This window comes from uncultured Fibrella sp. (genome assembly GCF_964250085.1).
Lineage (GTDB): Bacteria > Bacteroidota > Bacteroidia > Cytophagales > Spirosomataceae > Fibrella.
The window spans coordinates 780,860-806,489 of the sequence record NZ_CAXUEC010000001.1 but is presented as its reverse complement, the minus strand read 5'-3'; the positions used below and the strand labels follow the sequence as shown (position 1 = coordinate 806,489).

Here is a 25,630-nt window from a genome sequence, read left to right as displayed (position 1 = left end):
TTAATTTCTCAACTATGTCACCCTGGATAAAATCACCGGCTTATGACACTGCATTTATTCTGGCACCGCCTTTTGTGGCGCTGGCGATAGTAGCGGTGTTACCGGAGCAATACGGGCTAAGCAACGCCATGCCGGTGGCGGCCTGGGTGGTGCTGGTACTACTCATCGACGTGGCGCATGTCTACAGTACGCTGTTCCGTACCTATGCCGATCCGGCGCGTTTTCGGCGGCAGAGAGCCACATTTTTGCTGGTTCCTGTTATTTGTTACGGGCTGGGTACGTTGCTCTATAGCCTCGGTGCCGACTGGTTCTGGCGGGGACTTGCCTACGTGGCGGTGTTCCATTTCATCCGGCAGCAATACGGGTTTCTAAAGTTGTATAACCGCCACTCGCCAACCACCCGCCTCGATGTGTGGACGATTTACGCCGCCACCCTCTACCCTATTTTATGGTGGCATCTGTCGCCTAACCGCAACTTCAACTGGTTTGTCGACGGGGATTTCTGGCAACCCGGTTTACCGGCAACCTCGTCTGATACGATCAAACTACTTTTGGGAATAGCCTATCTGGCCTTACTGCTTGCCTATGTCGGGCAGGAAATCTGGCGTTATCTGACGCGTAAAGAGTGGAACGTACCCAGGCAGGGACTCGTCCTTGGCACGGCTCTTTCGTGGTATGTGGGTATTGTCTGGTTCAACGGTGACCTCACATTCACGCTGCTCAACGTGGTGGCGCACGGTATTCCATACATGGCCCTGATCTGGGTGAGCAATCGCCGCACTATGCCCACCCAACTGCAAGCCAAAGTGTGGGGTGTGCTCCTGTTTACCGGCTTTCTGGCGCTGCTCGCTTATCTGGAAGAGGGCCTCTGGGATGGGCTCGTCTGGCGCGATCATGCCACTGTATTCGCACCGTTTCAGCAGTTACCCGCGCTAACCAATTCTAGTTGGCTGGTGCTGATCGTGCCGTTACTGGCACTTCCTCAGCTAACGCATTACGTCCTCGATGGCTTCATCTGGCGGCGTGGCGACGCAGGTACGTTGCCGAGTAGCAGTTAATCGTGTGTTTTTTCGTTGCTGTAGCGCGAAGCGCTACAGCAACGAAAAAACTGAATGCCCTACTTGATCCCTTCCACACCCGCCTGCGCAACGGCGTGGTCATTCTCGACGGTGCTGCCCGACACCCCAATGCCACCGATTACTTCACCAGTAGCATCTTTGATGGGAATACCGCCGGGAAACGTAATCAGCCCACCATTCGAGTGTTCGATGTTGTAGAGCGAGCCGCCCGGTTGTGAGGCTTGTCCCAGGTCGCCCGTGTTCATATCGAAGAAGCGGGCCGTTTTTGCTTTTTTGATCGAAATGTCGACCGAGCCTAACCAAGCGCCATCCTGCCGCGCAAACGCAACCAAATTAGCGCCCGCGTCAACAACGGCGATGTTCATTTTTAGGCCTAATTCAGTCGATTTGGCTTTGGCAGCGGCAATGGCCTGTTCAGCCTGTGCTAATGTGATTCCCATGTACTGTATAATGTTGTGTTAAACAGGAGTAACTATGCCAGCCATGATCTGGTTCTGGTTACTTACCAGATCACCAGTAGCAACTACTGACCAGGTACGTTGTTTTTCTGGAACGGGTTGACTGTTTTTACTGTGTGAATGCGTCTACTGTGTTGCTTCGCACGAAGCCGTAGCGCACCAATCTACTACTACTTCACCCGTTTATCCTCGTCCTGGTCCAAGCAAACATATTCCCACGGAATGGCTGTTACTTTTGTATAGCCATGATCACAGAACAACCACTCGAATCCCGCATTCAATACGAATACAGCCCCGGCCATTTTCGGGCCTCGGAGCCCAACGTCTATGAATCAGAGCAACTCGGTGAAGGTGAGATGATTCTGAACATGGGTCCGCAACACCCCAGTACCCACGGCGTGTTGCGGCTGGAAATCGTTACCAGCGGCGAAATTGTGCAGGACGTGGTGCCGCATCTGGGTTACCTGCACCGCTGTTTCGAATCGCACACGCAGAACCTGCCTTTTAACCAAAGTATTCCGTTTGTTGATCGGCTCGATTACCTGGCAGCCATGAACGGCGAACATGTCTGGGCAATGGCCGTGGAACGGATGCTGGGCATCGAAAACGACATTCCGAAACGCACCGAATACATCCGTGTGCTGGTGGCCGAACTCAACCGCATTGCTTCACATTTTGTGGCCATCGGCACGTATGGGCTTGACATTGGGGCCTTTACGCCCTTTCTCTGGCTCATGCGCGACCGCGAACACATTCAGCGGATGCTGGAGTGGGTGAGCGGAGCACGCATGCTGTACAACTATATCTGGATCGGCGGTTTATTTTATGACCTGCCCGTTGGCTTTGAGGAACGCTGCCGCGAGTTTGTCACGTACCTGAAACCCAAGCTTGTAGAGTTGCAACAGGTGCTGATCGATAACGAAATATTCAGAAAACGGACGGGCAATGTGGGCGTTTTGCCACTGGCCGTGGCCATCGATTACGGCTGTACCGGGCCTGTGCTGCGTGGATCGGGTCTGCGCTATGATTTGCGCCGCGTTGACGCGTATTCGGTATATCCCGAACTGGATTTCGATATTCCCATTGGTACCGGGCAAGCTGGCGCGGTGGGCGATTGCTGGGACCGGAACTATGTGCGCGTTCGGGAATGCTGGGAGTCGGTGCGCATCATTGAGCAGTGCCTGGACCGGCTCACCACCGATCACAAGCGGACGCCCGACTATAATCCGCAGACGATGGTGCCGAAGAAGATTCGACCCAAAGCGGGTGATTATTATTTCCGGGGCGAAAGCGCAAAAGGGGAGTTAGGTTTCTTCTTCCGCACCGACGGACGATCTGATATTCCGGTGCGTGTTCACTGCCGGTCGTGTTCATTCCACAATCTATCGGTCATCGCCGAAATTAGCCGGGGTGGTATGCTGGCCGATTTAGTGGCCGTCATAGGCTCGCTCGACCTGGTGATGGGGGAAGTGGACCGGTAATTTTGAGTGCCTGATCAAGCCATCTCTTCGTGGCCGACAACGGGAATCGGCTCGATCAAGTCCGTTTCCAGCGGAATGGTGACTACGATGCGGGTGCCCAGATCGGGCTGGGAAATAAACCGAAGTACGCCATTCATCAGGCGGGCGCGCTGGCGCATGTTGTGCAGTCCCTGACCATTCACCACGTCGTCGCTCTGGGCAGGACCAATGCCCCGGCCATTGTCGCTGATCGCGAGCAGCAACCGGTTCTCGCGAATTCGGAGTTCAATGTCAACATCCGTTGCGTTGGCGTGCCTGATCGTGTTGGTGAGGGCCTCCTGAACAATGCGGTACAGCCCAATTTCCATGCTCTGTTCCAGGCGGGTATCGGCCCCAATCGAGAGCACCCGAATGGTCAGCCCCGATTGCTGGGCCGATTGTTCCGCTATATAACGTAGCGCCGGCTCAAGGCCAAAATCACACAGGACAGGCGGCATCAGGTTGTTGGATACCTGGCGTGTCTCCTGAATAATTTTCACAACCAGTTCTTTAACCCCGGCATAGGTACGTTGTTCATTGGCGGGCAACAGATGGGCCGACTGTAGGTTTTCGACCAGTAATTTCAGGCCGGTCAGCATTTGACCGATGCCATCGTGCAGATCACGCGAGAGGCGGCGACGTTCATCTTCCTGCCCTTCCACCAGCGACGCCATTCGAATGCGCTGCTCGCTCAGTTGTTGCTGGTGCCGCAAGCCCAATTCGCGCAGGAGCTGCTGTTGTGTCCGTTGTGTTGCCGTATTGGTCGCCTGCAAAACACCATTGTCGGCCTGTGCCTGCTGAATGGCCGTTGCCAACTGCGCGAAGTTCGTGCGTATCGTCTGTACAATAGGGTTGAAGATCAGGAAAACTTCCAACAGAAGCAGCAATGCAGTAGCCAGCATCAGTATGCGTTGACTACGCTGCGCGGCTTCGGTTTTCTGCTGCGCTTCGCGTTGGTACTGATCTACAATCTGATTCATCTGACTCAGAAACTGGCGTTCATGCGACAGAATGGCATCAACCGCCTGTTGCTTTGCGGCAAGCGATAAGGCCGGTTTCTCGAGCAGGTAGTGGGCTTCAATCCGGATCGCTTCAAAATGCGGTTCAATCTTTTTGAACAACCCCTGAACGATAGTGCTGTTGACCTGCTGGACGTTGAGCGCCGTTAGCTTACCCGTTCGAAGCTCGATGTGGTATTGCTCCCAGGTGTTTAGCAACTGCGTCAATTCAGCGGTGACCTGCCTGGTATTGACCATCGACGCGCCGACGGTCAACAGTAACGCATCTTTTACGATAGCCTGGCTCTGGAAGCGTTGCCGACCAGCATAGTTTACCAGCCATGAATCGCTCTTCTGTTCGCTCAGTTGCCGTTGTATCAGTACCTGCCCCCAACTAGTTAAGCCTGCTATCAGTAACAGGGCTAATAAGTACCGGTACGTGAACGAACGAGTGGGCATAGTCATCAGCTTAATTTACAGGCTAATATAGGTAATCTAGTAAGCTATTTACACAGACAGGAATGCTGATGTACCGAAAAAAAGGCTACGGTCCACGTATTGTTACCCGTATACCCTGTTTTGTATTAGTAAGTAACTTACCTCTCCCATTAGTGACCCGACAAAAGGCGACTGAGCGCTCAAGAGAGGGCCGAGTGGCTTGACAAGTAGCGTTAAATCAGGAAATCGTCCTACAATACCTATAGATTGTTCGTAAATTAGCCTTCCACTTCATTCAGCGGCGGCTGTCTGATACCTACTATGATGAGTCAGCGTTTTTTTCTTACCTGCCTGTGGCTGCTCTGTTATATAGGCGGATATAGTCAGGAAAGATCGTATAGTTTTTCTCACCTGACGATCGATCAGGGCCTCTCCAACAACCAGGTCACGGCTATCCTGCGCGACCGCAAGGGGTTCTTGTGGGTGGGCACTATGTCGGGTTTGAATCGCTACGACGGGTATTCGTTCAACGTGTTTACCTACAATGAACTTGACTCGACTTCGTTGCCCGCCAACTCGATCAGCAAACTATACGAAGATGCCAAAGGCCGAATCTGGGTGTTTACTACGGCCGGTCTTTGCGTGTATGACCCCGTTTCTGACCGTTTTACCCGGACCATCGATCCGATTCTCAAGGCGTTTTCGTTGCCTGCCGGTAGTATCAACGATATCCGAAATGATCAGGCTGGCAATTACTGGTTTCTCTACGCAGACGGCCTCTATCGATACAGCCCACGTACCCGAAAAACGGTTCTGATCAAACCGCAATCGGGACAAACCATGTCTGACTTTCTGCAAGATGCGAACGGCGATCTGTGGATTATCTATCGCAACGGGCTGTTCACCAAACTGGATCGGAACTCGTTTCAGGTTCAGTATACCAATACTCAACTGGCCGAACGTACCCGCAATGAACGATACAGGTTTAAGCGGGACCAGGAAAGCAACCTCTGGATCTATGCCAGCAGCACAAACAATGGCGTTTATCAGTTTAGTGAAGCCGACCAATCCCTGACGCATATCGATAAAAAATCCCGACCACTCCGGCTCAACAACGATATCATCCGCGACCTGGAGATTGGCGATAACGGCCGTATCTGGATTGCCACGGATCATGGCGGGTTGAACATCATCGACAAAAAAAACGGGACGGTCACGTATAGCCTGAATGACCCGGATAACGGGCGTAGCCTGGCGCAGAACTCGGTCAATACGCTTCATAAAGACCACGAAAACACCATGTGGGTAGGTACGTTCAAACGGGGCGTGGACTATTATAATCCCGATGTGAACAGGTTTACCCTGTACCAGCACAGTCCGTTGAAACCCGCCAGTTTGCCAACGAACGACATAAACCGCTTCGCCGAAGATGCCACAGGCAATATCTGGGTTGGTACGAACGGCGGCGGACTACTCTATTTCGATCGTCACGCGAATACCTTCAAGCGCTACGTCAATAATCCGGCAAATACCAACAGCCTGAGCAGCGATGTGATCGTAAGTATGACGGTCGACCACCAGAACAAACTGTGGATTGGCACTTATTTCGGCGGCCTGGATTATTTCGATGGTCGCCAGTTTCGGCATTTTCAGCACGATCCGGCCAATGCCAACAGCCTGTCGGCCAACAGTATCTGGGATGTGCTGGAAGATTCGGCCCACACGATCTGGATCGCTACGCTGAACAAGGGCCTGGACCGCTACAACCCGGCCACCGGCCAGTTCACCAACTTTCAGCATCTGCGGGGCGTTTATTCTGGGTACGTTACTGCACTGCTCGAAGACAGGCAGGGCAACATTTGGGCCGGTACGGGTTACGGGCTGTCGGTGTTGCGGAAAGGGAAGGCCAACTTCGATCACATACTGGCCAGCAAATCGCCGGGGAGCCTGTCCAACAACAACATTTTGAGCTTGTGCCAGGACAGTCGGGGTTTACTCTGGGTGGGCACGCAGGATGGGTTGAACGCGTACGACCCGAAGACGAATAGGTTTACGGTATTCCGTGAGAAAGACGGCCTGATCGACAACAATATCCTGACGATTACCGAAGACGGGTATAAAAAATTGTGGGTGACGACCACCAAGGGTATTTCTTACCTCAGTGTGGAGCCCTCCGCACAGTCGCTTCAGGTACGTGTTATCAACTACGACGAGAGCGACGGCTTGCAGGGGAAGCAGTTCAACAAGGGGGCGGCTTTCAGGACGCGGTCTGGTGACCTTCTTTTTGGCGGTGTCAACGGGTTTAACCTGATCAACCCGTCGACGATTCGCATCAATACCAGCAAACCACCGGTGGTACTGGTCAATTTGCAGGTCAACAACAGCACTGTCAGAACGGGCCAGGAAGTGAACGGGAAGGTGATTCTGCCGCAGTCGATTAGCGAAACGAAGCTGATTACGCTGGGGCCGGATGAAAATGCCTTTTCGATCCAGTTTGCCGCGCTGAGTTTCTTTCATTCACTGAAAAACCGGTATCGGTACAAGCTGGACGGGTTCAACAAAAACTGGGTCGACACGCAGGGGAACAACCGCACGGCCACCTACACCAACCTCGACCCCGGCGACTACGAATTTCGGGTCATGGCGGCCAACAGCGATGGCGTCTGGAATGAGGAGGGCGCGCGCGTCACGATTCGGATTCTGCCACCGTTCTGGAAATCGACCGCCGCCAACATCCTGTATTGCCTGCTGGTGATTGGCGGTTTCTGGGCAGGTCGGCGCTTTATTCAGCAGCGGGAACGGATGAAATACAAAGCGCAGCACGAGCGGGAAACCAGCCTGCGCCTGCACGAGCTTGACCTGCTGAAAATCAAGTTTCTAACCAACGTAAGTCACGAGTTCCGCACCCCGCTTTCACTGATCCTAACGCCGATCGAATCGTATATCAAGCAGCCGTCGGCTACGGTTAGTCTGGAAAAGGGGCAGCTACAACTGATCCATCGCAACGCCAAACGACTGTTGAACCTGGTGAATCAACTGCTCGATTTTCGGCAGATGGAGGTGCAGGAAGTTCGCCTCAACCTATCGGAAGGCGACATTGTGAAGTTTATCAGAGAGGTGTCGCTGTCTTTTTCAGTGCTTTGGGAAAGCAAACATATTCAGTTCACCTTCATGTCGTGGACCGACTCGTTCGAGACGATGTTCGACGAAAACAAGGTCGAACGCATCCTGTTCAACCTCATTTCCAACGCCTTTAAATTCACCCCCGAAGGCGGCACCGTTGTGGTAAGCGTTGATCTGGACACAACGGTTGACCCGAACCAACTCATTATTCAGGTACGTGACAGCGGCATCGGCATTGCGCCGGCCAACCAGCCCAAAATCTTCGACCGTTTCTTCCAGGCCGATTTGCCCGCCAGTGTCGTTAATGAAGGAAGCGGTATTGGACTGGCTATTACCAACGAGTTTGTGAAGCTGCACGGCGGCACCATCAACGTGGAAAGCGACGGCCTGCACGGCTCCTGCTTCACCGTTGCGTTGCCGGTTGTTGACTTGACGATGGCCCCTAAACCCGCGTTGACGCCCTCACCGGAAGAACTAACGACCGCCAACTGGACAGCGCCAACCGACTCGCCGGTCGACAGACAGTCGGGCAAGCCGATTTTACTGCTGGTTGAAGACAACGACGATTTCAGGCAGTACCTGCGCGATAACCTGCGTGAGCGTTACCAGATTGAGGAGGCGAAGGATGGCCAGGAAGGCTGGGAAAAGGCGATGGCTGTGATGCCCGACATGATTGTGAGCGACCTGATGATGCCCAAAGTCGATGGCACCACACTCTGTCGGCAGATCCGTACCGATCAGCGCACCTCGCATATTCCGTTTATCATGCTCACCGCCAAATCGTCGGAAGAGCAGCGGCTGGCTGGCCTGGAAATGGGCGCCGATGACTATATCACCAAGCCGTTTAGCTTCGAGTTACTCCAGGTACGTATCAAAAACCTGATTGATCGCCGGGCGCAGCAACACAGCACATTTCAGCGGACAATCAACATCAAAGCCAGTGATATCTCGATCACCTCACTTGACGAGAAGCTGATTGAAAAAGCGATTTTACTCGTTGAAAAAAATATGGCCAATGCGGATTTTTCGGTTGAAGAATTAAGCAATGATCTCGGCATGAGCCGTGCCCATTTATACCGGAAATTACTGTCACTTACCGGAAAATCGCCTGTTGAGTTTATTCGTATTATCCGCCTGAGCCGTGCCGCACAACTGCTGGAAAAAAGTCAGCTTACTGTATCAGAAGTGGCGTATGAAGTTGGCTTCAATAATCCAAAATATTTCGCTAAATATTTCAAAGAGCATTTCAACGTGTTGCCTTCGCAGTACGCGGCCAGTAGAAATCCGCAGCATAGCGCGTAGGTACGTTTGTTTGCTTAACGTTGTGAGTTGCTTTCGCATGGCCCTTCGACAGGCTCAGGGTGACAGGAAACTCAGGGATGTTGATGACGAACTTGTGTATGATTGTCACCCTGAGCCTGTCGAAGGGCCATGCGAAAGCAACTCACAACGTTAAGCAAACAAACGTACCTACCATGCGATCCATATCATTCCACCCAGATGAAACAAGCCCATTTTTAGACCCAAACGGTTTATCGGCATCCCCTGTATCTTCCTGAAAAAAAGTGGATTAGATCAACAATGTACCATTTCGTACATTATTTTGATACATTCCATGCCCGTCGTGTGACCGGTTGAACCGCAGATCACAACATCTACCACCCCTTCGTTCGTAGCCTATCCTGCAATTTTGAGGTATCAACTAAACCTGTGACTGACAGCATTAACACGTCGCAGCTTACTGACACTAACCGAGTGTTAACCTCAAAAAAACATGAAGAACAAATACAGAAACCGAGTTCTGTTTTCAATCGGCTTTTTTCTGTTAGGACTTACCCGGCTATTGGCGCAGGGGCAGTTGGTAACAGGAAAAATTACCGATGAAAAAGGGCTGGAAATGCCCGGCGTAAACGTAGTTATTAAAGGCACCAGCCAAGGAACAAGCACCAACGCAAAAGGGCAATATACGATTCGGCTTACGGGTCAGCAGAAAGTGCTGAACGTATCGTTTATTGGCTACGTACCGCAGGAAATTAACGTAGGTACCCGCACTACGGTTGATGTTAAGTTAGTGGAAGATATCAACAGCCTCGACGAAGTACGTGTCGTATCTGTTGGGTACGGTAAAGCCGATCGCTCGAACCTGACGGGGGCGCAAACGACCATTTCGGAGCAGGACATAAAACGCTCGGTAAATACCACGCTGGAGCAGGCGTTGCAGGGCCGGGCGGCCGGGGTTGAGGTAACCCAAAACTCAGGTACGCCCGGTGGCGGCGTCACGGTAAACATCCGGGGCATCAACTCCATCAACGGTAACAACCAGCCGCTCTACGTGATCGACGGTATCCAGATAGACGGGAGCGCGTCGAACGTGCTGGCCACGATCAACCCGTCGGATATTATTTCGCTCGACGTGCTCAAAGATGCGTCGGCCACGGCCATTTATGGATCGCGGGCGTCGAATGGGGTAATTATCATTAACACACGTCGGGGCGAGGCGGGCAAGACCAAGGTGAGCTACGAAGCCTACTATGGCATTCAGCAATTGCCAAAGCGGATACCGGTAATGAACCTGCGCGAGTACGCCGAGTACTCGAACGTGCGGTCGCAGTTGCTGGGTTTTGGTGCGCGGGAAGTGTTCGCCAGCCCGAGCCTACTGGGCGAGGGCACAAGCTGGCAGAACGAGCTGTTTGGCTCTGCCCCGATGCAGAATCATCACCTCTCGCTATCGGGCGGAAATGACCGGACCAAATTTGCGTTGTCGGCGGGTTATTTCGACCAGAACGGTATTGCCATCGGCTCGAACTTCAAACGGTATGATCTGCGCCTGAACGTGGAAACGCAGGCCGCTAACTGGCTGAAAGTGGGCGCCAACCTCATCGGTAGTCGCACCAACCAGCGCATCACCGTTACCCAGTCGAACCTGGTATACCTGGCCCTGCGTCAGCGGCCCGACATTGTGGCCCGTAACCCGGATGGAAGTTGGGGTTTCCCAACGGAAGAGAACTTCGGTAACTATACTACAAACGTAATTGCCGAGGCTCTTTCGCGGCAAAATGATCGGAAACAGACGCAGTTGCTGAGCACGGTTTACGCCGACATTACTCCGTTGAAGGGCCTGGTAAACCATGCCGAACTGTCGACCAACATTGGCTATACCAATAGCTACCTGTTTAACCCGTCGCTGAATCTGGGGCCACTGCTGCCACCCAACGAAAGCAGCGGCAGCCGGTCGGCCGATAACACGTTCAACTGGCAGTTTCGGGATTATCTGACTTATAACCACCGTTTTGGCCAGAAGCACGACCTGACGGCGCTGATCGGGTACGAAGCCCAGGAGAGCAGCTACGAGAACCTGTCGGCGGCGCGGAGCCGGTTCTTCACCAACAACATTCAGGAGTTGCCCATCGGTGATGCCTCAACGGCGACGAACTCAAGCGGCCGGGGGTCGAACTCGATTCTGTCGTATTTCAGCCGGGTCAATTACTCGTTCGGCGACCGCTACCTGCTGACGGCTACGCTGCGCCGCGATGCCTCGTCGCGCTTTGGCGAGAACTTTCGCTGGGGTACGTTCCCGTCGTTCTCAGCAGCCTGGAAAATCACCAACGAACCGTTCTTTCAGCGGATCAAGCCAGCCGCGATCGACAACCTGAAACTCCGCGTCGGTTACGGTCAGGTGGGTAATCAGGGCTGGGAAAACTTCGGTTACGGCGTGGCATTGAACAACGTCAGAACGGTATGGGGCACGGGCGTTATTCCGGCCAACATCGCCAACCCCGACCTGCGCTGGGAATCATCGAAAGCTACCAATATTGGCCTCGACATCAACCTGTTCAAGTACCGCGTGGAGGTTATTGCCGACGCGTACCTGAAGCGTACCAACGACTTGCTGCTTCGGTTGCCCCTGCCCAGCTACGCCGGCACTACCGGAGCCGGTGCCATCAGCGCCCCGCTCGTGAACCTGGGCGACCTGGAAAACAAAGGTTTCGAGCTGACGATCAACACCGTAAACATGGATAAGGGCGACTTCAAATGGCGCACCAGCCTGATTTACTCGCTCAACCGCAACCGGGTGGTGAGCCTGGTGAACAAAGACGCGCTCATTGCCAGCGGCGTGGTGTCGCAAACGCGGGTAGGTCAGCCGATCGGTATCATGTACGGCTATCAGGTCGACGGCATGTTCAACCAGTTGTCTGACTTTTACCAGAAGGATGCGCAGGGGAATATCCTCAAAAACGAGAGTGGTCAGCCGTTGAAAGTGGCTCTGCCAAAGGAAGTGAACGGTCAGATTTCGCCCGACCGCGTATGGCTGGGTGACTACCGCTTTAAAGACCTGAACAACGACGGCGTCATCGACGAGAAAGACCGGACGATCATTGGTAATCCGCAGCCCAAATTCCAGTACGGCTTCACCAACAACTTCTCTTACAAGGGCTTCGACCTGTCGATCTTCCTGCAAGGCGTGTACGGCAACCAGATTTACAATACCCTCCGCACGGAGTTCGAGAACCCATCCAGCCTTCAGGGCCTGCTGAAAACGGTGACCAACTACGCCAAGCTGACGGTGATCAACCCAGCGTTGACTGTTGATCCCGCAGACGGACTGACCAGGAACCCCGACCAGATTCCGAGCAACGTGATCGTGTCGAATCCAGGTACGTTGATTCCCCGGATGACCACGTCGAACGGCCTGAACGCCAACTACCGGGCGTCTGATCGCTTCGTGGAAGACGGATCATACATGCGGATCAAGAACATGTCGCTGGGCTATAATCTGCCTAAAAGCCTGCTGTCGAAGATGCACATGACTGCCATCCGGGCCTATGTCAACGTGCAGAACCTGTACACGTTCACCAGGTATTCAGGCTATGACCCTGAAGTGGGCGGCAACAGTGCCCTGGAATTTGGGGTTGAAAGTGGTCGCTATCCAACGCCCCGCATCTTCACCTTTGGCCTGAACGCATCGCTGTAAACGACAACAACATCATGAAAAACAACACAATAAAAGCATTCTTTGCCCTGGCCATCGCCGCAACTATCGGGCTGGCAAGTTGTGAAGACGATTTCCTGAACCGTCCGCCTGAAGACAGGCTGGCGGTAGACAACTTCTACAAATCATACGCCGATCTGCGGCTGGCTACGGCTCCGCTCTACAACATCGTCTGGTTCGACTTCCACAACCGGGCCATCATGCCGATGGGCGAGTCGCGGGCGGGTAATCTGCTGGCTCCGTACAACTCCGAGCCCTGGTACATGTTCACGCTCAGTTCGCTGGACGGTAGCCTGTTCAACGCCTGGACGGGTTTCCACAACGTGATCGGGCAGGCCAACATCATCATGCGCTCGATTGCCCAGAATGCTACCGGCGTAACCGACGCGCAGAAAAATGCGGCCATTGGTGAGGCTCGCTTCATGCGGGCACAAGCCTACCTGAACCTGGTACGGGCCTGGGGGCCGGTGATTATCATCGAGAATAACGAGGACCTGCTGAAGAACCCCATAGTGCGTACAAACCGGGTTGAAGATGTGTATAAGTTCGTGATCAACGACCTGACGTTTGCCGCCAAAAGCCTCCCCGCTACCGACGAGCCCGGCCGGGTGACGCAGTGGGCGGCCAAAGGGTTACTGGCGAAAGCGTACCTGTCGCGCTCGGGTTATAACAACAACGGTACCCGCAATCAGGCTGATCTCGACAGTGCCAAATTCTACGCGGGCGACGTGATCAGGAACAGTGGCCTGACCCTGCTGGAAAACTACCCTGACCTGTTCAAGTACCAGTTCAGGAACAACCGCGAAAGCCTGTTCTCGTTGCAGTGGGTCCCAAACGGCGGCTGGCTGGTGGGCAACACACTGGTGTCTGACTTAGCGTATTCGTCGGCGGTATTGGGCGGCTCGGCCAATGGCTGGAGCAGCACCTACGCGTCGTACGACATGCTGAAATCGTACGAAAAAGGCGACACCATCCGCCGGAATACATCCTGGATGAGCGGTGGCAGCTTTTATCCCGAAATCAACAAAGCGACCGGTGGCTTCCGATACCCCGGCACCGACACGACCCGCGCCCCGATCAAGAAGTACGTACCCGGCGGCACGGCCGATAACGACGGTGCTATTGTGGCCACGCAAAGCTCACCGCTGACAACCTACATGCTTCGCCTGTCGGACGTGTACCTGACGTATGCCGAGGCGGCGTTAGGCAATTCAGCCTCGTTGAGCAGCGGCGATGGCTTGACATATTTCAACATGGTACGGACACGCGCCCGGGTAGCCCCAAAAACGTCGATCACACTCAGCGACATGATGAACGAACGACGGGTCGAGTTCGCGATGGAATTCCAGTACTGGTACGATCTGGTGTCGTGGTGGTATTTCAAGCCGACCGAAATTCTGAATTACATCAACGGACAGGAACGGGGGGCGTCGTACACGTACCACAAAGACGCGTCGAACAACCTCGTGCTGCGGGTAGCCACCCGGAAAGCAAACCCGGTGAAGGCGACGAACGAGAACATGCGGTTCCCGTATCCAGAATCTGAAGTCGTGCAGAATCCACTCCTGAAAGAAGCGCCTGTTGCGTACAAATTCTAAGCGGCCAACGCCCTTACATCCCAAACTTCCAATGAAAACGATAACCCCATTTAGCGGTATCCGTGTAGTCGTGCTCGTTCTATTATGCGCAGCAAGCACGTACCTGATAGCCTGCAAAGACGACGTGAACGTTGGCCCGCCGGTGATTACGAAAATTACCCGGACCGAGCCACTCAGTATCGCCAAAGACAGTACATTCCAGGCATCCTACGCCAACCGGATCATCGTGATCCACGGCGAACGCCTCGACGGCCTGACAGACGTGTACATTAATGGAATGAAGGCGTATTTCAACGCGAACTATACCACAAGCACAAACATCATCGTCACGATTCCGGCCAACGTACCCACGGCAGCGACCGACCCAACTGTGCCCAACAACATACGGATTGTGACCACGCACGGCGAAGCCACGTTCGATTTTCGTGTATTGGTGCCTGCTCCGGTGGTCAGCGCGGTGTCGAATGAGTTTGCAGCTCCCGGTTCCACCATTCAATTGTCGGGCAGCAACCTGTACGTGATTCAGAAGGTCATTTTCCCCGGCAACGTGGAGGGAACCAACGTAAAATCGGCCAGCGATGGCACGCTGATTACGGTGAACGTACCTACAAACCTGACGACGGGTGGTAAGATGATCGTGGTCAATGAGTTCGGTGCCGACACCGTCTCGTTCCGTGACCCGGCGGGCATCATCTGTGATTTCGACACGAAGAACACCTATAGCTGGGGCGCTACGGCGATAGCCAGTGATGCTACCCTCTACCCCGGCTCACAGGGCAAATACGCCACGATGGAATTTGGCAACATCGCCGCGGGCAACTGGAACAACTGGGAGTCGGGCCGCTCGATCAACCTCAACGCCAGCCAGTTAATACCAGCCAGCGAACTGGCAAAACCGGTTAAGGATTACTCGATGAAATTTGAGATCTACGTGAAAAAACCCTGGACAGCCGGCACGCTGATGGTAAATCCCCGTGCCGCCTGGACGTACGTGGCCCTTTACCGCCCCTGGATGGTGAATGCCACCACCACCAAGGAATTTACCACACCGGGCTGGGTGACGGTAACCATCCCACTCAACCGGTTCCTGACCAAGAAAGACGGCAAAGACGGCACGGGCGATCCTGCGCCGAACCTGGGGGCACTACTTAGCGCCACCGGGAACGGAACCATGCAATTCATGTTCAACAATGACAGCGGTGTAGCCCAGCCCGGTTTCGCCACCGCCATCGACAACATTCGGATTGTCAGGAATTGGTAGGTAATTCGTGTAAGCTTCGCGAGTCGTGCCCTTCGACTCCGCTCAGGGTGACAGGAAACTAAAGGATCACAGCCTGAACAGGGTGATGACTGATGTCACCCTGAGCGGAGTCGAAGGGCACGACTCGCGAAGCCTACACAAAAACAACGTACCCACGGCAACACCCAACTATGAAAAAATACAGTATCTACCTCATTATCTGCCTGCTGGTAACCGCCCTTACCAGCTACGCGCAGCAGACCGAACAATATACCTGGAACAGCGTAGCCATTGGCGGCGGCGGGTTTGTATCGGGCCTCGTGATGCAGAAGACAGCTACCGGCCCGCTAATCTATGCCCGCACCGACGTGGGGGGTGCCTACCGATGGGACAATTCAACCAGCCGCTGGCTTCCCCTCACCGACTGGGTATCTGACCAGGAAACGGGCTACCTCGGCGTGGAGTCCATTGCCATTGATCCGCAACAGCCCGACCGCGTGTATATGCTGGTCGGGATTTCGTATTTCAACAGCGGCAAAACGGCCATTCTGCGCTCAGCCGATGCGGGGAGGACTTTTTCGGTCGTTAACGTCACGGCGCAGTTCAAGGCACATGGGAACGGCATGGGTCGGCAGAATGGCGAAAAATTGCAGGTCGACCCGCTCAACAGCAATATTCTGTATTGCGGAACGCGCTACAATGGCCTATTCAAAAGCACCGACGCGGGCGTTACCTGGACCCGCATGGCCGGGCTGAACGTGACCACGACGCCCAACGAAAACGGAATCAGCTTTGTGGTGCTGGATAAATCGGCCAATGCAGGGGGGAAAACGAATCGCCTCTTTGTGGGAATTTCGCGCAGTGCCACGCCCAATTTATTGACCAGTGCCGATGGCGGCGAAAGCTTCACGGCCATTGCCAACCCGGCCCTGCCCGCCACGTTTATGCCGCAACGCGCCGTGCTGGATGGCGCGGGTAACCTGTTCATCACCTACGCCAACGGGGCCGGGCCACACGGTAGCGGAACGCTTCCCGAACCCGTTGACAACGGGCAAATCTGGAAATACGCCATTGCCTCAGGTACGTGGACGAACGTGACGCCGCAGAATGTGGCGCGGGCATTTAGTGGCATCAGCGTTGACCCGGCCAACCCGCAACGGCTTGTGGCCTCGACAACCAATACGTACCTGCTTCAACAAGCCAATGTGTATGGCGATCGGCTTTTTCTGTCGGAAAACGGCGGCCAAAGCTGGACAGATGTGGTTTCGCGGGGCTTCAGCATGAACCCCAACGGCATATCGTGGATCAGCGGCCAGTCGATTCACTGGGCGGGCTGCATCGAATTCGACCCCGCCGACTCGAAGAAAGTGTGGGTAACATCGGGCAACGGCATCTTCGTCAACAACGACATCAGCGCGTCAGCGGGCGTGTGGACGTTTACCGTAGCGGGTCTGGAAGAAACGGTGCCGCTCGGGTTTGTCAGTATTCCAAACGGCCCGGCTATCTCGGTCATTGGCGACTACGACGGTTTCCGGCACACGAACGTGCAGAACTATGCGGCCATTCACCAGCCCCGCATGGGCACTACCACCGGCCTGGCTTTTGCGCCCGCCAACACGAGCAAGCTGCTTCGGGTAGGCGAAAAAATGTATTACTCACTCGATCAGGGCGTTACCTGGACAGAATGCACGATCAATGGTAAGCAGGGGCAGGTAGCTATTTCGCAAAACGGCCCGACGGATATTTTCCTGCATGCGCCCGCCTCGTCGAACGTTACGTACCAATCCACCAATCGCGGCGTGAGCTGGAGCCCCGTTACCGGGCTGTCATTCAATGAAGCACGGCCCATTGTCGACATGGTGAATCCGAACAAGTTCTACGCCTACAACCCGTCGAACGGGTCGTTGCTGGTTAGTGACGGCAACAATGGCGCGGCCTTCACAGCGGCCGGCACCACCTCCAGCGGCGGCTCGAAAGTGATCCGGGCCATTCCCGGCAAGGAAGGCCACGTCTGGATTGCCCTCTACGGTCAGGGGCTGGCCCGGACAACCAATTCGGGACAAACGATTGCCAAAGTAGCTGGTGTCACCTACTGCGGAGCCATTGGCTTTGGCAAAGCGGTATCAGCCAGTGCGTATCCTACGCTGTTCATGTGGGGCACGGTCAATAACGTACTGGGCATTTACCGGTCAACCGACGAAGGAAGCACCTGGACGCGTCTCAACGACGATGCACACGAATATGGCGGACCGGGTAATGGTCAGTTTATGCTGGGCGACATGAACATATATGGCCGCGTGTACATGAGTACGGCTGGTCGGGGCGTTATTTATGGCGAAACCAACATTACTCCTGCCGAACCTATTCTGGCCGTCGATGAGCCAAAAACCAGTCTGGTAAAAGCCTTTCCCAACCCGGCTACCGGCGAAGTGACACTCACCGCCCCCGAAGCCATGAACGGCCGGACGGTGTTACTCTTGAACGCAGCGGGCCGGGAGGTGCTGTCAACCAAACTGTCCGGCTCCAGCCTCATCATCGACATGTCGCCTTATCCCGCCGGGACGTACCTGATCCGCACCGGCACCGATGAAAAACAAGCCGTAATTAAGATTTTGAAACAGTAAGGGTTTAGTGGTTGTGGGTTGCTTTTGCTAGTTGGCTTCGCGCTGTGGGTTGCTGTCGCGTAGCCCTTCGACAGGCTCAGGGTGACAATCCCACCCAAGAATGTGAATGACGATCTTGAGTGAGGTTGTCACCCTGAGCCTGTCGAAGGGCCACGCGAAAGCAACCTACAGCGCGAAGCCAACCTACAACCAATACGCAAAACGCGCCCGATTTAACCGATTCTAAACCACGCAACATAGTAATTTTAGGGAACCCAACTCTTATCAGTCCAGTACGTACCCAGCCCGAATCGGCTTTGCTAACCGGCGTTAGTTGAGCCGATTCATTTCACGTTTATAGTACCTATGATCAAGCCAGTTAGTTGTTTAGTAACCAGCTTGTTGGCCCTATCGCTCAGTGCGGTGGCGCAGCAGAATGAAATTCCTTCCCAAACCATTGATCTTCAGAATCTGTCCGCGTTCAGGCCAACGGGCAACAACTGGAAAGTCGTGGGAGAGGCCTCTTACGACCCAAACACCGCCGGTAAAGGCAGTACCAGGCCCGGTAGCGGTATTCTCGTTAATACCCTGTCGGCCAAGGCCAACGAGCACCTGCTTACCACAGTGGAACATGGCGACCTACAACTCGACCTCGACTTCATGATGGAAAAAGGGTCCAATTCGGGTATTTATTTACAAGGCCGCTACGAAGTGCAGTTGTTCGATAGCTGGGGCGTGAGTATCCCGAAATCGAGTGATTGCGGGGCCATTTACGAACGCTGGGATGATAACCGCCCCGACGGTCGAAAAGGCTACGAAGGGCATCCACCCGCTCAGAACGTTAGCAAAGCGCCGGGTCTGTGGCAGCACCTTTCGATTGTGTTCCGCGCACCCCGTTTCAACAGCACTGGCCAGAAAATAGCGAATGCGCGGTTCCTGAAAGTGATTCAGAACGGCGTGATTGTGCAGGAAAACGTGGAAGTGACCGGCCCAACCCGCTCGGCGGCCTTCACCGATGAAAAACCAACCGGTCCGCTCATGATTCAGGGCGACCACGGCGCCGTTGCGGTGCGTAACATCCGCTACAAAGCGTACGGCACCGAACCGGTAACGCTTACCAACATGACGTTGAAAGCGTACGAAGGCCGGTTCAAGTCGGTGGAGGATATGGCGGCAATGACACCCAAACGGGAAATGCCCATCAACCTGCTCGCGCATCAGGCACCCGGCAGCCGCGATAAGTTTGGCGGCGTCATCACCGGGATGATTCACATTCCCCGCGCCGGCCAATACCTGATCGACCTGAACCTGGCCTGGATTCCGGCAGAGACGAACCCCAACAACCCCAACGGCGAAGGCCAGTTGACGATTGCCAATAAGCCCGTATTCACCATTACGGGCAAAAATGGCGGTACAGCCTCGGCTATGGTAACGCTCGAAGCGGGCGATCATCCGCTGAAACTGGCGTACTACAAAAATTTCGGACTCTGGTATGCCCGCACCAACGACATTACGTTGTCGCTCGAAGGGCCAGGCGTGCAGTATACTACCTTGAATCCGGTGATTGTCGCGCAGGACCCTGTCGGCGAAATTTCGATACTAGCCAAAAACGAGCCGGTTATGCAGCGGGGCTTCGTCAACTACAAAGGAGCCAAACGTACCCACACGATTTCGGTGGGTGAACCCGGCGATGCCAACTATAGCATCGACCTGAGCAAAGGCGAATTCCTGCAAATATGGCGGGGCGATTTCCTAGAAACAACGCCGATGTGGTATGGGCGCGGCGAAACGCAGCTATCGGTGCCGCTGGGTAGCGTGATCGAGATGGCGGGTAAACCATCCATCACCTTCCTGGCCGATCAGAACGCCGCCTGGCCCGACTCCAACGTTACGTATGTGAATCAGGGCTACGATATCGACAAAGCAGGACGGCCTGTATTCAAGTATGCTCTCGGCACAGCCAGCGTCCGCGAATCGTTCACTACTGCCGACGAAGGCCGCCGTTTATCGCATTCGTTCACCGTGGGGCTGGGTCAGGAAAAAGGCCAGCTCTGGTGCCGCGTAGCGGAGGGAAGCACAATTACACAACTGCCTAATGGCCTTTACGCCGTCAACGACAGGCAGTATTTCGTTGAGCTACCCGCTTCCGAAAAACCAGTCGTACGCACCACGCCGCAACGTACCCAGGAGTTACTGCTTCCTCTAAAAACAACCGGAGCCACCGGCACCGCGACTTATTCAATTATTTGGTAAAACCCCCAACCCCCTGAAGGGGGCTACTGCGCTACTCGCCAATTCGCGGAGCTTTAGCCCCCTTCAGGGGGTTGGGGGTCTGCTCAGACGACCACTAACTTATGAAACCCAGTCAATACAACGTACATAACCTGCTCGGATTGGCCCTCGTCACGACGGCACTTATCGGCATTTGTCAATTACCAACACAGGCGCAGATTCAATCCAAAGATGGCAAGCCGGTTAGTTCGAGCAGCAAGCAACCCGCTCCGGCTCCCAAAGGATTAGCCAAACCGGAAGTCGATCCCGAACGGGATCGGGACGCCGAACCGGACGATTTTTACAAAATCATTTCGTTGCCCGTTCCCGAAGATGTCATTCTGGAAGTGGGCGGCATGGCCACCCTGCCCGATGGGAACCTGGCCGTTTGTACGCGCCGGGGCGAAGTCTGGATCGTGTCGAACCCCTACATCAGCGGGTCGGCGCGGCCAACGTACAAACGCTTTGCTCAGGGGCTGCACGAACCATTGGGGCTGGCCTACAAAGACGGTGACATTTACGTGACGCAACGCAGCGAAGTGACCCGCCTCCGCGACACCGATCAGGATGGACGCGCCGATTCGTACGACAAAGTGTATTCGTGGCCACTGTCGGGCAATTACCACGAGTATTCGTATGGCCCCACGTTTCTGCCCAACGGCAATATGCTGGTAACCCTCAACGTAGGCTGGAGCAATAGCCTTGGCCACGGCGTAAGTCTGGTTCCCTGGCGCGGCTGGACGCTCGAACTGATGCCCGACGGCAAGATGAAGCCCTTCGCGGCGGGTATGCGCTCACCGGCCGGGTACGTGATGAACGAAGCGGGCGACTTTTTCTACAGCGAAAATCAGGGCGACTGGGTTGGCTCGGGTCGTATTTCGCAGGTTGAACGCGGCGACTTTATGGGCAATGCCGAAAGCCTCCGCTGGACCGGCCTCGCCGACTCACCACTGACCATCAAGCCAGGAGACGTACCCAACACCGGCGAGCCGCTCTACGACGTCGCAAAGAAGTTTAAAGACCTGAAAGCGCCCGCTGTCTGGTTGCCCCACGGCATTCTCGGCATCTCAACGTCGGGCATGATTCCCGATAATACGAAAGGCGGTTTCGGTCCCTTCGCCGGGCAGTTATTCGTTGGCGATCAGGGGCAAAGCATTCTCTCACGCGTTGATCTTGAAAAGGTGAAGGGCGAGTACCAGGGCGTTGTTTTCCCCTTCCGCGAAGGCTTCTCGTCGGGCGTTTTCCGGCTAGTGTGGGGGCACGATGCGTCCATGTTCGTGGGCATGACCAGTCGCGGCTGGTCGTCGACCGGCAAGGAGTTGTTCAGCCTGCAACGCGTGGTCTGGACGGGTAAAATGCCGTTCGAGATGAAGACCATCCACGCTATGCCCGACGGCTTCGAGATCGAGTTCACCACTCCGGTCGATGCCGAACTGGCGGCCGATCCGGCTTCGTATAAAGTAACGGGCTTCAACTACAAGTACCACGCCACCTACGGCAGCCCGGTCATTAATCGGGGCGGTTGCCCCATCAAAGGCGTCGTTGTCTCGAAAGACGGCCTGAAAGCGCGGCTGGTCGTTGATAGCCTGCGGTTGGGCTACATTCACGAGATCACGGCGGCGGGTATACGGTCAGAAAATGGCCGCACGCTGCTGCATAATGTGGGTTATTATACGCTGAACAATATCCCCGACGGTGAAAAACTGGCCGTAGCCAGCCTTGCTCCGGCTCCCATGCACGACCATTCGATGATGGCCTCAACGTCGACGGCTCCCCCGGCGGTGACAAAATCGACCGGAAAGAAAGCCCCCGCAACAAAGTCAGCTACGGCCAAACCAACAGGCAAAACAGCAGGCAGTAGCGCAGCGAAACGGGTAACCGAGATGCCCGCCTCCTGGGGTGGCGATGCTGATTACACGATCAATATGGGCACGAAGCCGGGTCTGAAGTTTGCGCCTGAACAGTTTCAGGTGAAAGCGGGCAGCAAAGTTCGGGTTGTGTTCAACAACGAAGATGATATGTTGCACAACTTCGTGGTGGTAACGCCCGGTTCAGCCATTCAGGTGGGTGAACTGGCGATGAAACTGGGCCTGGAAGGACAAGAGAAAAACTACATCCCCCAGACCGACAAGGTGCTGCATCATACCAACCTGCTGCAACCCAACACCAACGAGTCGATCTACTTCATTGCGCCTGCTAAACCCGGTGAATACACCTACGAATGCTCGGTTCCCGGCCATTTCTACGTCATGCAAGGCATTATGAAAGTAGTGCCGTAGGTGGTGGATGATTTCGTGCTTTGCTTCGCACTGTAGGTTGCTGACGCTGGGCCCTTCGACAGGCTCAGGGTGACAACCTCACTCAAGTTGGTCATCAACATTCTGATGTGTCTTGTCACCCTGAGCCTGTCGAAGGGCCCAGCATCAGCAACCTACAGTACGAAGCAAAAAACAAAGCCAACCACACAGTACCGAGCATACACACAACCCCTCCACTCATGCTTCTTCGTTTTATCCTCCTGCTGGGCGTTTTGCTGGCAGTTCAGCCGCTTTTTGCCCAAAAAACCGAGATTCAGTACCTGTCGGGTAGCGGGAAAGACCATACCGTCAACTGGGATTTTCAGTGTACGCGTGGCCGGAACAGCGGTAAATGGACGACAATTCCCGTTCCCTCGCAATGGGAACTGCACGGATTTGGCACCTACCAGTATGGCAACTCCAAAGAAGATTCGCTGGAAGCCGGCCTGTATAAACACACCTTCAACGTACCCACGGCCTGGCAGCAGAAACGTATTTTCATTGTCTTCGACGGATCGATGACGGATACCGAAGTAAAAATCAACGGTCAACTTGCCGGACCGGTGCATCAGGGCGCATACTACCAATTTCGGTATGAGATTACGCCACTGCTGAAGATCGGACAGGCGAATCAACTGGAAGTCCGCGTTAGTAAACTGTCGGCAAATCGCTCGGTGAACGAGGCTGAACGCGGGGCTGATTTCTGGGTATTCGGCGGCATTTTCCGGCCCGTTTTTCTGGAAGCGTACCCGCAGCAACGCATCGAACGAACCGCCATCGACGCTAAAGCCAATGGTTCATTTAGCATGAACGTGTTCACCGACGGCATCAAAACGGCGGGAATCGTTGAAGCCCGGCTTTTCGATAAAAACGGTAAAGCCGTTGGCCAGCCCATGACCGCCCAGGTAAACTCCGGCGATAGTCTCGTTCAGCTTCGGGGCAACGTACCCAGCCCGGCCTTGTGGACACCCGAGTTCCCGAATCTGTACCGGGTGCAGGTACGTCTGACAAACAAAGCAACGGTGGTGCATACCCTGACCGAACGGTTCGGCTTCCGCACGGTTGAACTGCGCGAACGGGACGGCATTTACGTGAACGGGCAGCGAATCATGTTTCGGGGCGTGAACCGGGGTACGTTCTGGCCAACCACCGGCCGCACATCGAACCGGGAGCTGAGTCTGCTGGATGCGAACCTGATCAAAGACATGAACATGAACGCGGTGAGGATGTCGCACTACCCGCCCGACAGGCATTTTCTGGACGTCTGCGATTCGTTGGGCCTGTTTGTCGTCGATGAGTTGACCGGCTGGCAATATCCGCCCTACGATACGCAGGTGGGCCGCAAGCTGGTGAAAGAGCTCATCACCCGCGACGTGAATCATCCCTCTATTGTGTTGTGGGCCAATGGCAACGAGGGCGGTTTCAACTTCGATCTACTGCCCGATTATCCGAAATACGACGTTCAGAAACGGCCCATCATTCACCCCTGGCTCAATCGGCTGGGCACCAACACTAAACACTACATCAACTACAACTACGGCCTAGGTACGTTCTTCAACGGGCATGACGTGTTCTTTCCAACCGAGTTTCTGCACGGCCTCTACGATGGCGGGCACGGCGCGGGCCTGGATGATTTCTGGAACCTGATGCGGTCGAATCCGTTGTCGGCAGGTGGATTCTTGTGGGATTTCTGCGATCAAGGCATTGTTCGTACGGATAAAGATGGCATTATCGACACGGCCGGTAACTCAGGGGCCGATGGCATTGTGGGGCCATATCGGGAGAAAGAAGCCAGTTTTTACACCATTCGCGAGATCTGGGCGTCGGTCTTTTTTCCGAAGAAACAGATCACGGCTCAGTTCAACGGTCAGCTTCCCGTCGAAAACCGCTTCGACCAGACGAACCTGAACCAGTGCACATTTCGCTGGAAACTAAAACGGTTCACGGGCCTGACCGCGGGCGACACTACGGCCATCAGCGGGAAAGCAGCCGCCCCGGACATCAAACCCCGCAGCGCAGGTACGTTGCAACTGAACCTACCCGCAAAATGGCAGGACTACGACGTACTTTACCTGACCGCCAACGACCCGTATGGCCGCGAAATCAACACCTGGTCGTGGCCTATCTCGCTGCCCGACCGCGTTGCCGGCCGACTGATGACCACAGGCACTGGCACGGTAACGGCCACCGAAAAAGGCGATCAGCTCACGATGGCCGCTGGCGGCGTGTCGCTGGTGATCAATACCAGAACGGGGATGCTGGCGACGGTGAAGAATGCCAGAAACACGATTTCGCTTACCAACGGTCCGGTGCTGATCGGCGGGGAAGCCACGTTCAAATCACTTCGGCAGTATGACGAAGGCGGGGCGCATAGTGTCGACGTTTCGTTCGACGGTGCCTTCCGGTACAACCTTGTCTGGACCATGTATCCGTCGGGTTGGGTGAAGCTGGCGTATCGCTATCGGCCCAACGGCGTAAGTCTGGAAACGCCCGGCGTCACGTTTGATTATCCCGAAAAGCGCGTTCGTGGGATGTATCTGCTGGGAAATGGCCCTTACCGCGTTTGGCGGAACCGGCTCAAAGGCGGCACTATCAACGGCTGGAGCAAGCCATACAACGATGGCGTAACGGGCGAACGCTGGGATTATCCTGAATTCAAAGGGTACTATGCCAACGTGTACGGCGCTCGTTTACAAACCGACGAAGGCGATTTCACGGTGCTGTCGGCCAGCGAAGATTTATTCCTGCGCGTATTCACACCATCGCCGCCCCAGAAAGCCAATAATGCCAATACGGTTCCTGCGTTCCCGGCGGGTGGCCTGTCTTTCCTGCACGACATTCCGGCCATTGGCGGCAAGTTTCAGACGGCGAACCTGCTTGGTCCACAGGGGCAGCCGAGCCTAACCGTAGCCAACGGGGCCGCCGACACGTTGCAGGGCGTGTTGTACTTTGATTTTCGGTAGAAGTTGGGTACGTCCATGCGTCAGCCCGCTACAACACGAAGCCATACACCAACTTCTACCGTTCAAAAAACAG

At 54.9% G+C, this 25,630-nt stretch carries 12 protein-coding genes; 10 read left to right on the top strand and 2 right to left on the bottom strand.

Annotated elements, in window-relative coordinates; translation table 11 throughout:
* The first annotated feature begins 14 nt into the window (after positions 1–14).
* Positions 15–1,058 carry a hypothetical protein gene (locus ACFE8Q_RS03215; RefSeq protein ID WP_375443910.1) on the top strand — a complete coding sequence of 348 codons (1,044 nt, stop codon included), beginning with the start codon at positions 15–17 and terminating at the stop codon, positions 1,056–1,058.
* 59 nt (positions 1,059–1,117) lie between these two features.
* Here the strand turns inward: ACFE8Q_RS03215 and ACFE8Q_RS03210 are convergent, their stop codons facing one another.
* On the bottom strand, positions 1,118–1,519 hold the full coding sequence (locus ACFE8Q_RS03210) for a heme-binding protein (protein WP_375443909.1): 402 nt from the start codon (positions 1,517–1,519) through the stop codon (positions 1,118–1,120).
* A gap of 263 nt (positions 1,520–1,782) precedes the next feature.
* Here ACFE8Q_RS03210 and ACFE8Q_RS03205 point away from each other — a divergent pair, with 263 nt between their 5' ends.
* Complete coding sequence (locus ACFE8Q_RS03205; protein ID WP_375443908.1) at positions 1,783–3,018, top strand: NADH-quinone oxidoreductase subunit D; 1,236 nt, start codon at positions 1,783–1,785, stop codon at positions 3,016–3,018.
* 14 nt (positions 3,019–3,032) lie between these two features.
* Here ACFE8Q_RS03205 and ACFE8Q_RS03200 read toward each other — a convergent pair whose 3' ends face one another.
* Entirely contained in the window at positions 3,033–4,493 is a 1,461-nt protein-coding gene (locus tag ACFE8Q_RS03200) for an ATP-binding protein (RefSeq protein ID WP_375443907.1), read from the bottom strand.
* Positions 4,494–4,793: 300 nt separating this feature from the next.
* On the opposite strand from ACFE8Q_RS03200, the gene ACFE8Q_RS03195 reads away from it, so the two are divergent.
* The 8 genes from ACFE8Q_RS03195 to ACFE8Q_RS03160 all read left to right on the top strand — a co-directional run bounded on the left by ACFE8Q_RS03195 (position 4,794) and on the right by ACFE8Q_RS03160 (position 25,557).
* Positions 4,794–8,897: a two-component regulator propeller domain-containing protein gene (locus tag ACFE8Q_RS03195; RefSeq protein ID WP_375443906.1), complete on the top strand. Its 4,104-nt coding sequence runs from the start codon at positions 4,794–4,796 to the stop codon at positions 8,895–8,897.
* Between the two features lie 472 nt (positions 8,898–9,369).
* A complete protein-coding gene (locus tag ACFE8Q_RS03190) occupies positions 9,370–12,567 on the top strand; it encodes a SusC/RagA family TonB-linked outer membrane protein (protein ID WP_375443905.1) in 3,198 nt (1,065 codons plus the stop codon).
* A 14-nt stretch (positions 12,568–12,581) separates the two neighbouring features.
* Positions 12,582–14,183 (top strand): RagB/SusD family nutrient uptake outer membrane protein, encoded by a 1,602-nt coding sequence (locus ACFE8Q_RS03185; RefSeq protein ID WP_375443904.1) that lies wholly within the window; start codon positions 12,582–12,584, stop codon positions 14,181–14,183.
* Between the two features lie 31 nt (positions 14,184–14,214).
* A complete protein-coding gene (locus ACFE8Q_RS03180; protein ID WP_375443903.1) occupies positions 14,215–15,444 on the top strand; it encodes a glycan-binding surface protein in 1,230 nt (409 codons plus the stop codon).
* Between the two features lie 170 nt (positions 15,445–15,614).
* Complete coding sequence (locus ACFE8Q_RS03175; RefSeq protein ID WP_375443902.1) at positions 15,615–18,047, top strand: T9SS type A sorting domain-containing protein; 2,433 nt, start codon at positions 15,615–15,617, stop codon at positions 18,045–18,047.
* Positions 18,048–18,392: 345 nt separating this feature from the next.
* Complete coding sequence (locus ACFE8Q_RS03170; RefSeq protein ID WP_375443901.1) at positions 18,393–20,279, top strand: DUF1080 domain-containing protein; 1,887 nt, start codon at positions 18,393–18,395, stop codon at positions 20,277–20,279.
* Positions 20,280–20,380: 101 nt separating this feature from the next.
* A complete protein-coding gene (locus ACFE8Q_RS03165) occupies positions 20,381–22,576 on the top strand; it encodes a plastocyanin/azurin family copper-binding protein (RefSeq protein WP_375443900.1) in 2,196 nt (731 codons plus the stop codon).
* A 218-nt stretch (positions 22,577–22,794) separates the two neighbouring features.
* The gene (locus ACFE8Q_RS03160) at positions 22,795–25,557 is read left to right on the top strand and encodes a glycoside hydrolase family 2 protein (RefSeq protein WP_375443899.1); all 2,763 of its coding nucleotides are present in this window, start codon (positions 22,795–22,797) and stop codon (positions 25,555–25,557) included.
* Positions 25,558–25,630 lie beyond the last annotated feature (73 nt).

Bases quoted from the DNA above. Each gene is read 5' to 3' on its own strand.
- ACFE8Q_RS03170 (WP_375443901.1), top strand. From the start codon at position 18,393: ATGATCAAGCCAGTTAGTTGTTTAGTAACCAGCTTGTTGGCCCTATCG.
- ACFE8Q_RS03180 (WP_375443903.1), top strand. From the start codon at position 14,215: ATGAAAACGATAACCCCATTTAGCGGTATCCGTGTAGTCGTGCTCGTT.
- ACFE8Q_RS03215 (WP_375443910.1), top strand. From the start codon at position 15: ATGTCACCCTGGATAAAATCACCGGCTTATGACACTGCATTTATTCTG.
- ACFE8Q_RS03195 (WP_375443906.1), top strand. From the start codon at position 4,794: ATGATGAGTCAGCGTTTTTTTCTTACCTGCCTGTGGCTGCTCTGTTAT.
- ACFE8Q_RS03205 (WP_375443908.1), top strand. From the start codon at position 1,783: ATGATCACAGAACAACCACTCGAATCCCGCATTCAATACGAATACAGC.
- ACFE8Q_RS03175 (WP_375443902.1), top strand. From the start codon at position 15,615: ATGAAAAAATACAGTATCTACCTCATTATCTGCCTGCTGGTAACCGCC.
- ACFE8Q_RS03210 (WP_375443909.1), bottom strand. From the start codon at position 1,519: ATGGGAATCACATTAGCACAGGCTGAACAGGCCATTGCCGCTGCCAAA.
- ACFE8Q_RS03185 (WP_375443904.1), top strand. From the start codon at position 12,582: ATGAAAAACAACACAATAAAAGCATTCTTTGCCCTGGCCATCGCCGCA.
- ACFE8Q_RS03160 (WP_375443899.1), top strand. From the start codon at position 22,795: ATGCTTCTTCGTTTTATCCTCCTGCTGGGCGTTTTGCTGGCAGTTCAG.
- ACFE8Q_RS03165 (WP_375443900.1), top strand. From the start codon at position 20,381: ATGAAACCCAGTCAATACAACGTACATAACCTGCTCGGATTGGCCCTC.
- ACFE8Q_RS03200 (WP_375443907.1), bottom strand. From the start codon at position 4,493: ATGCCCACTCGTTCGTTCACGTACCGGTACTTATTAGCCCTGTTACTG.
- ACFE8Q_RS03190 (WP_375443905.1), top strand. From the start codon at position 9,370: ATGAAGAACAAATACAGAAACCGAGTTCTGTTTTCAATCGGCTTTTTT.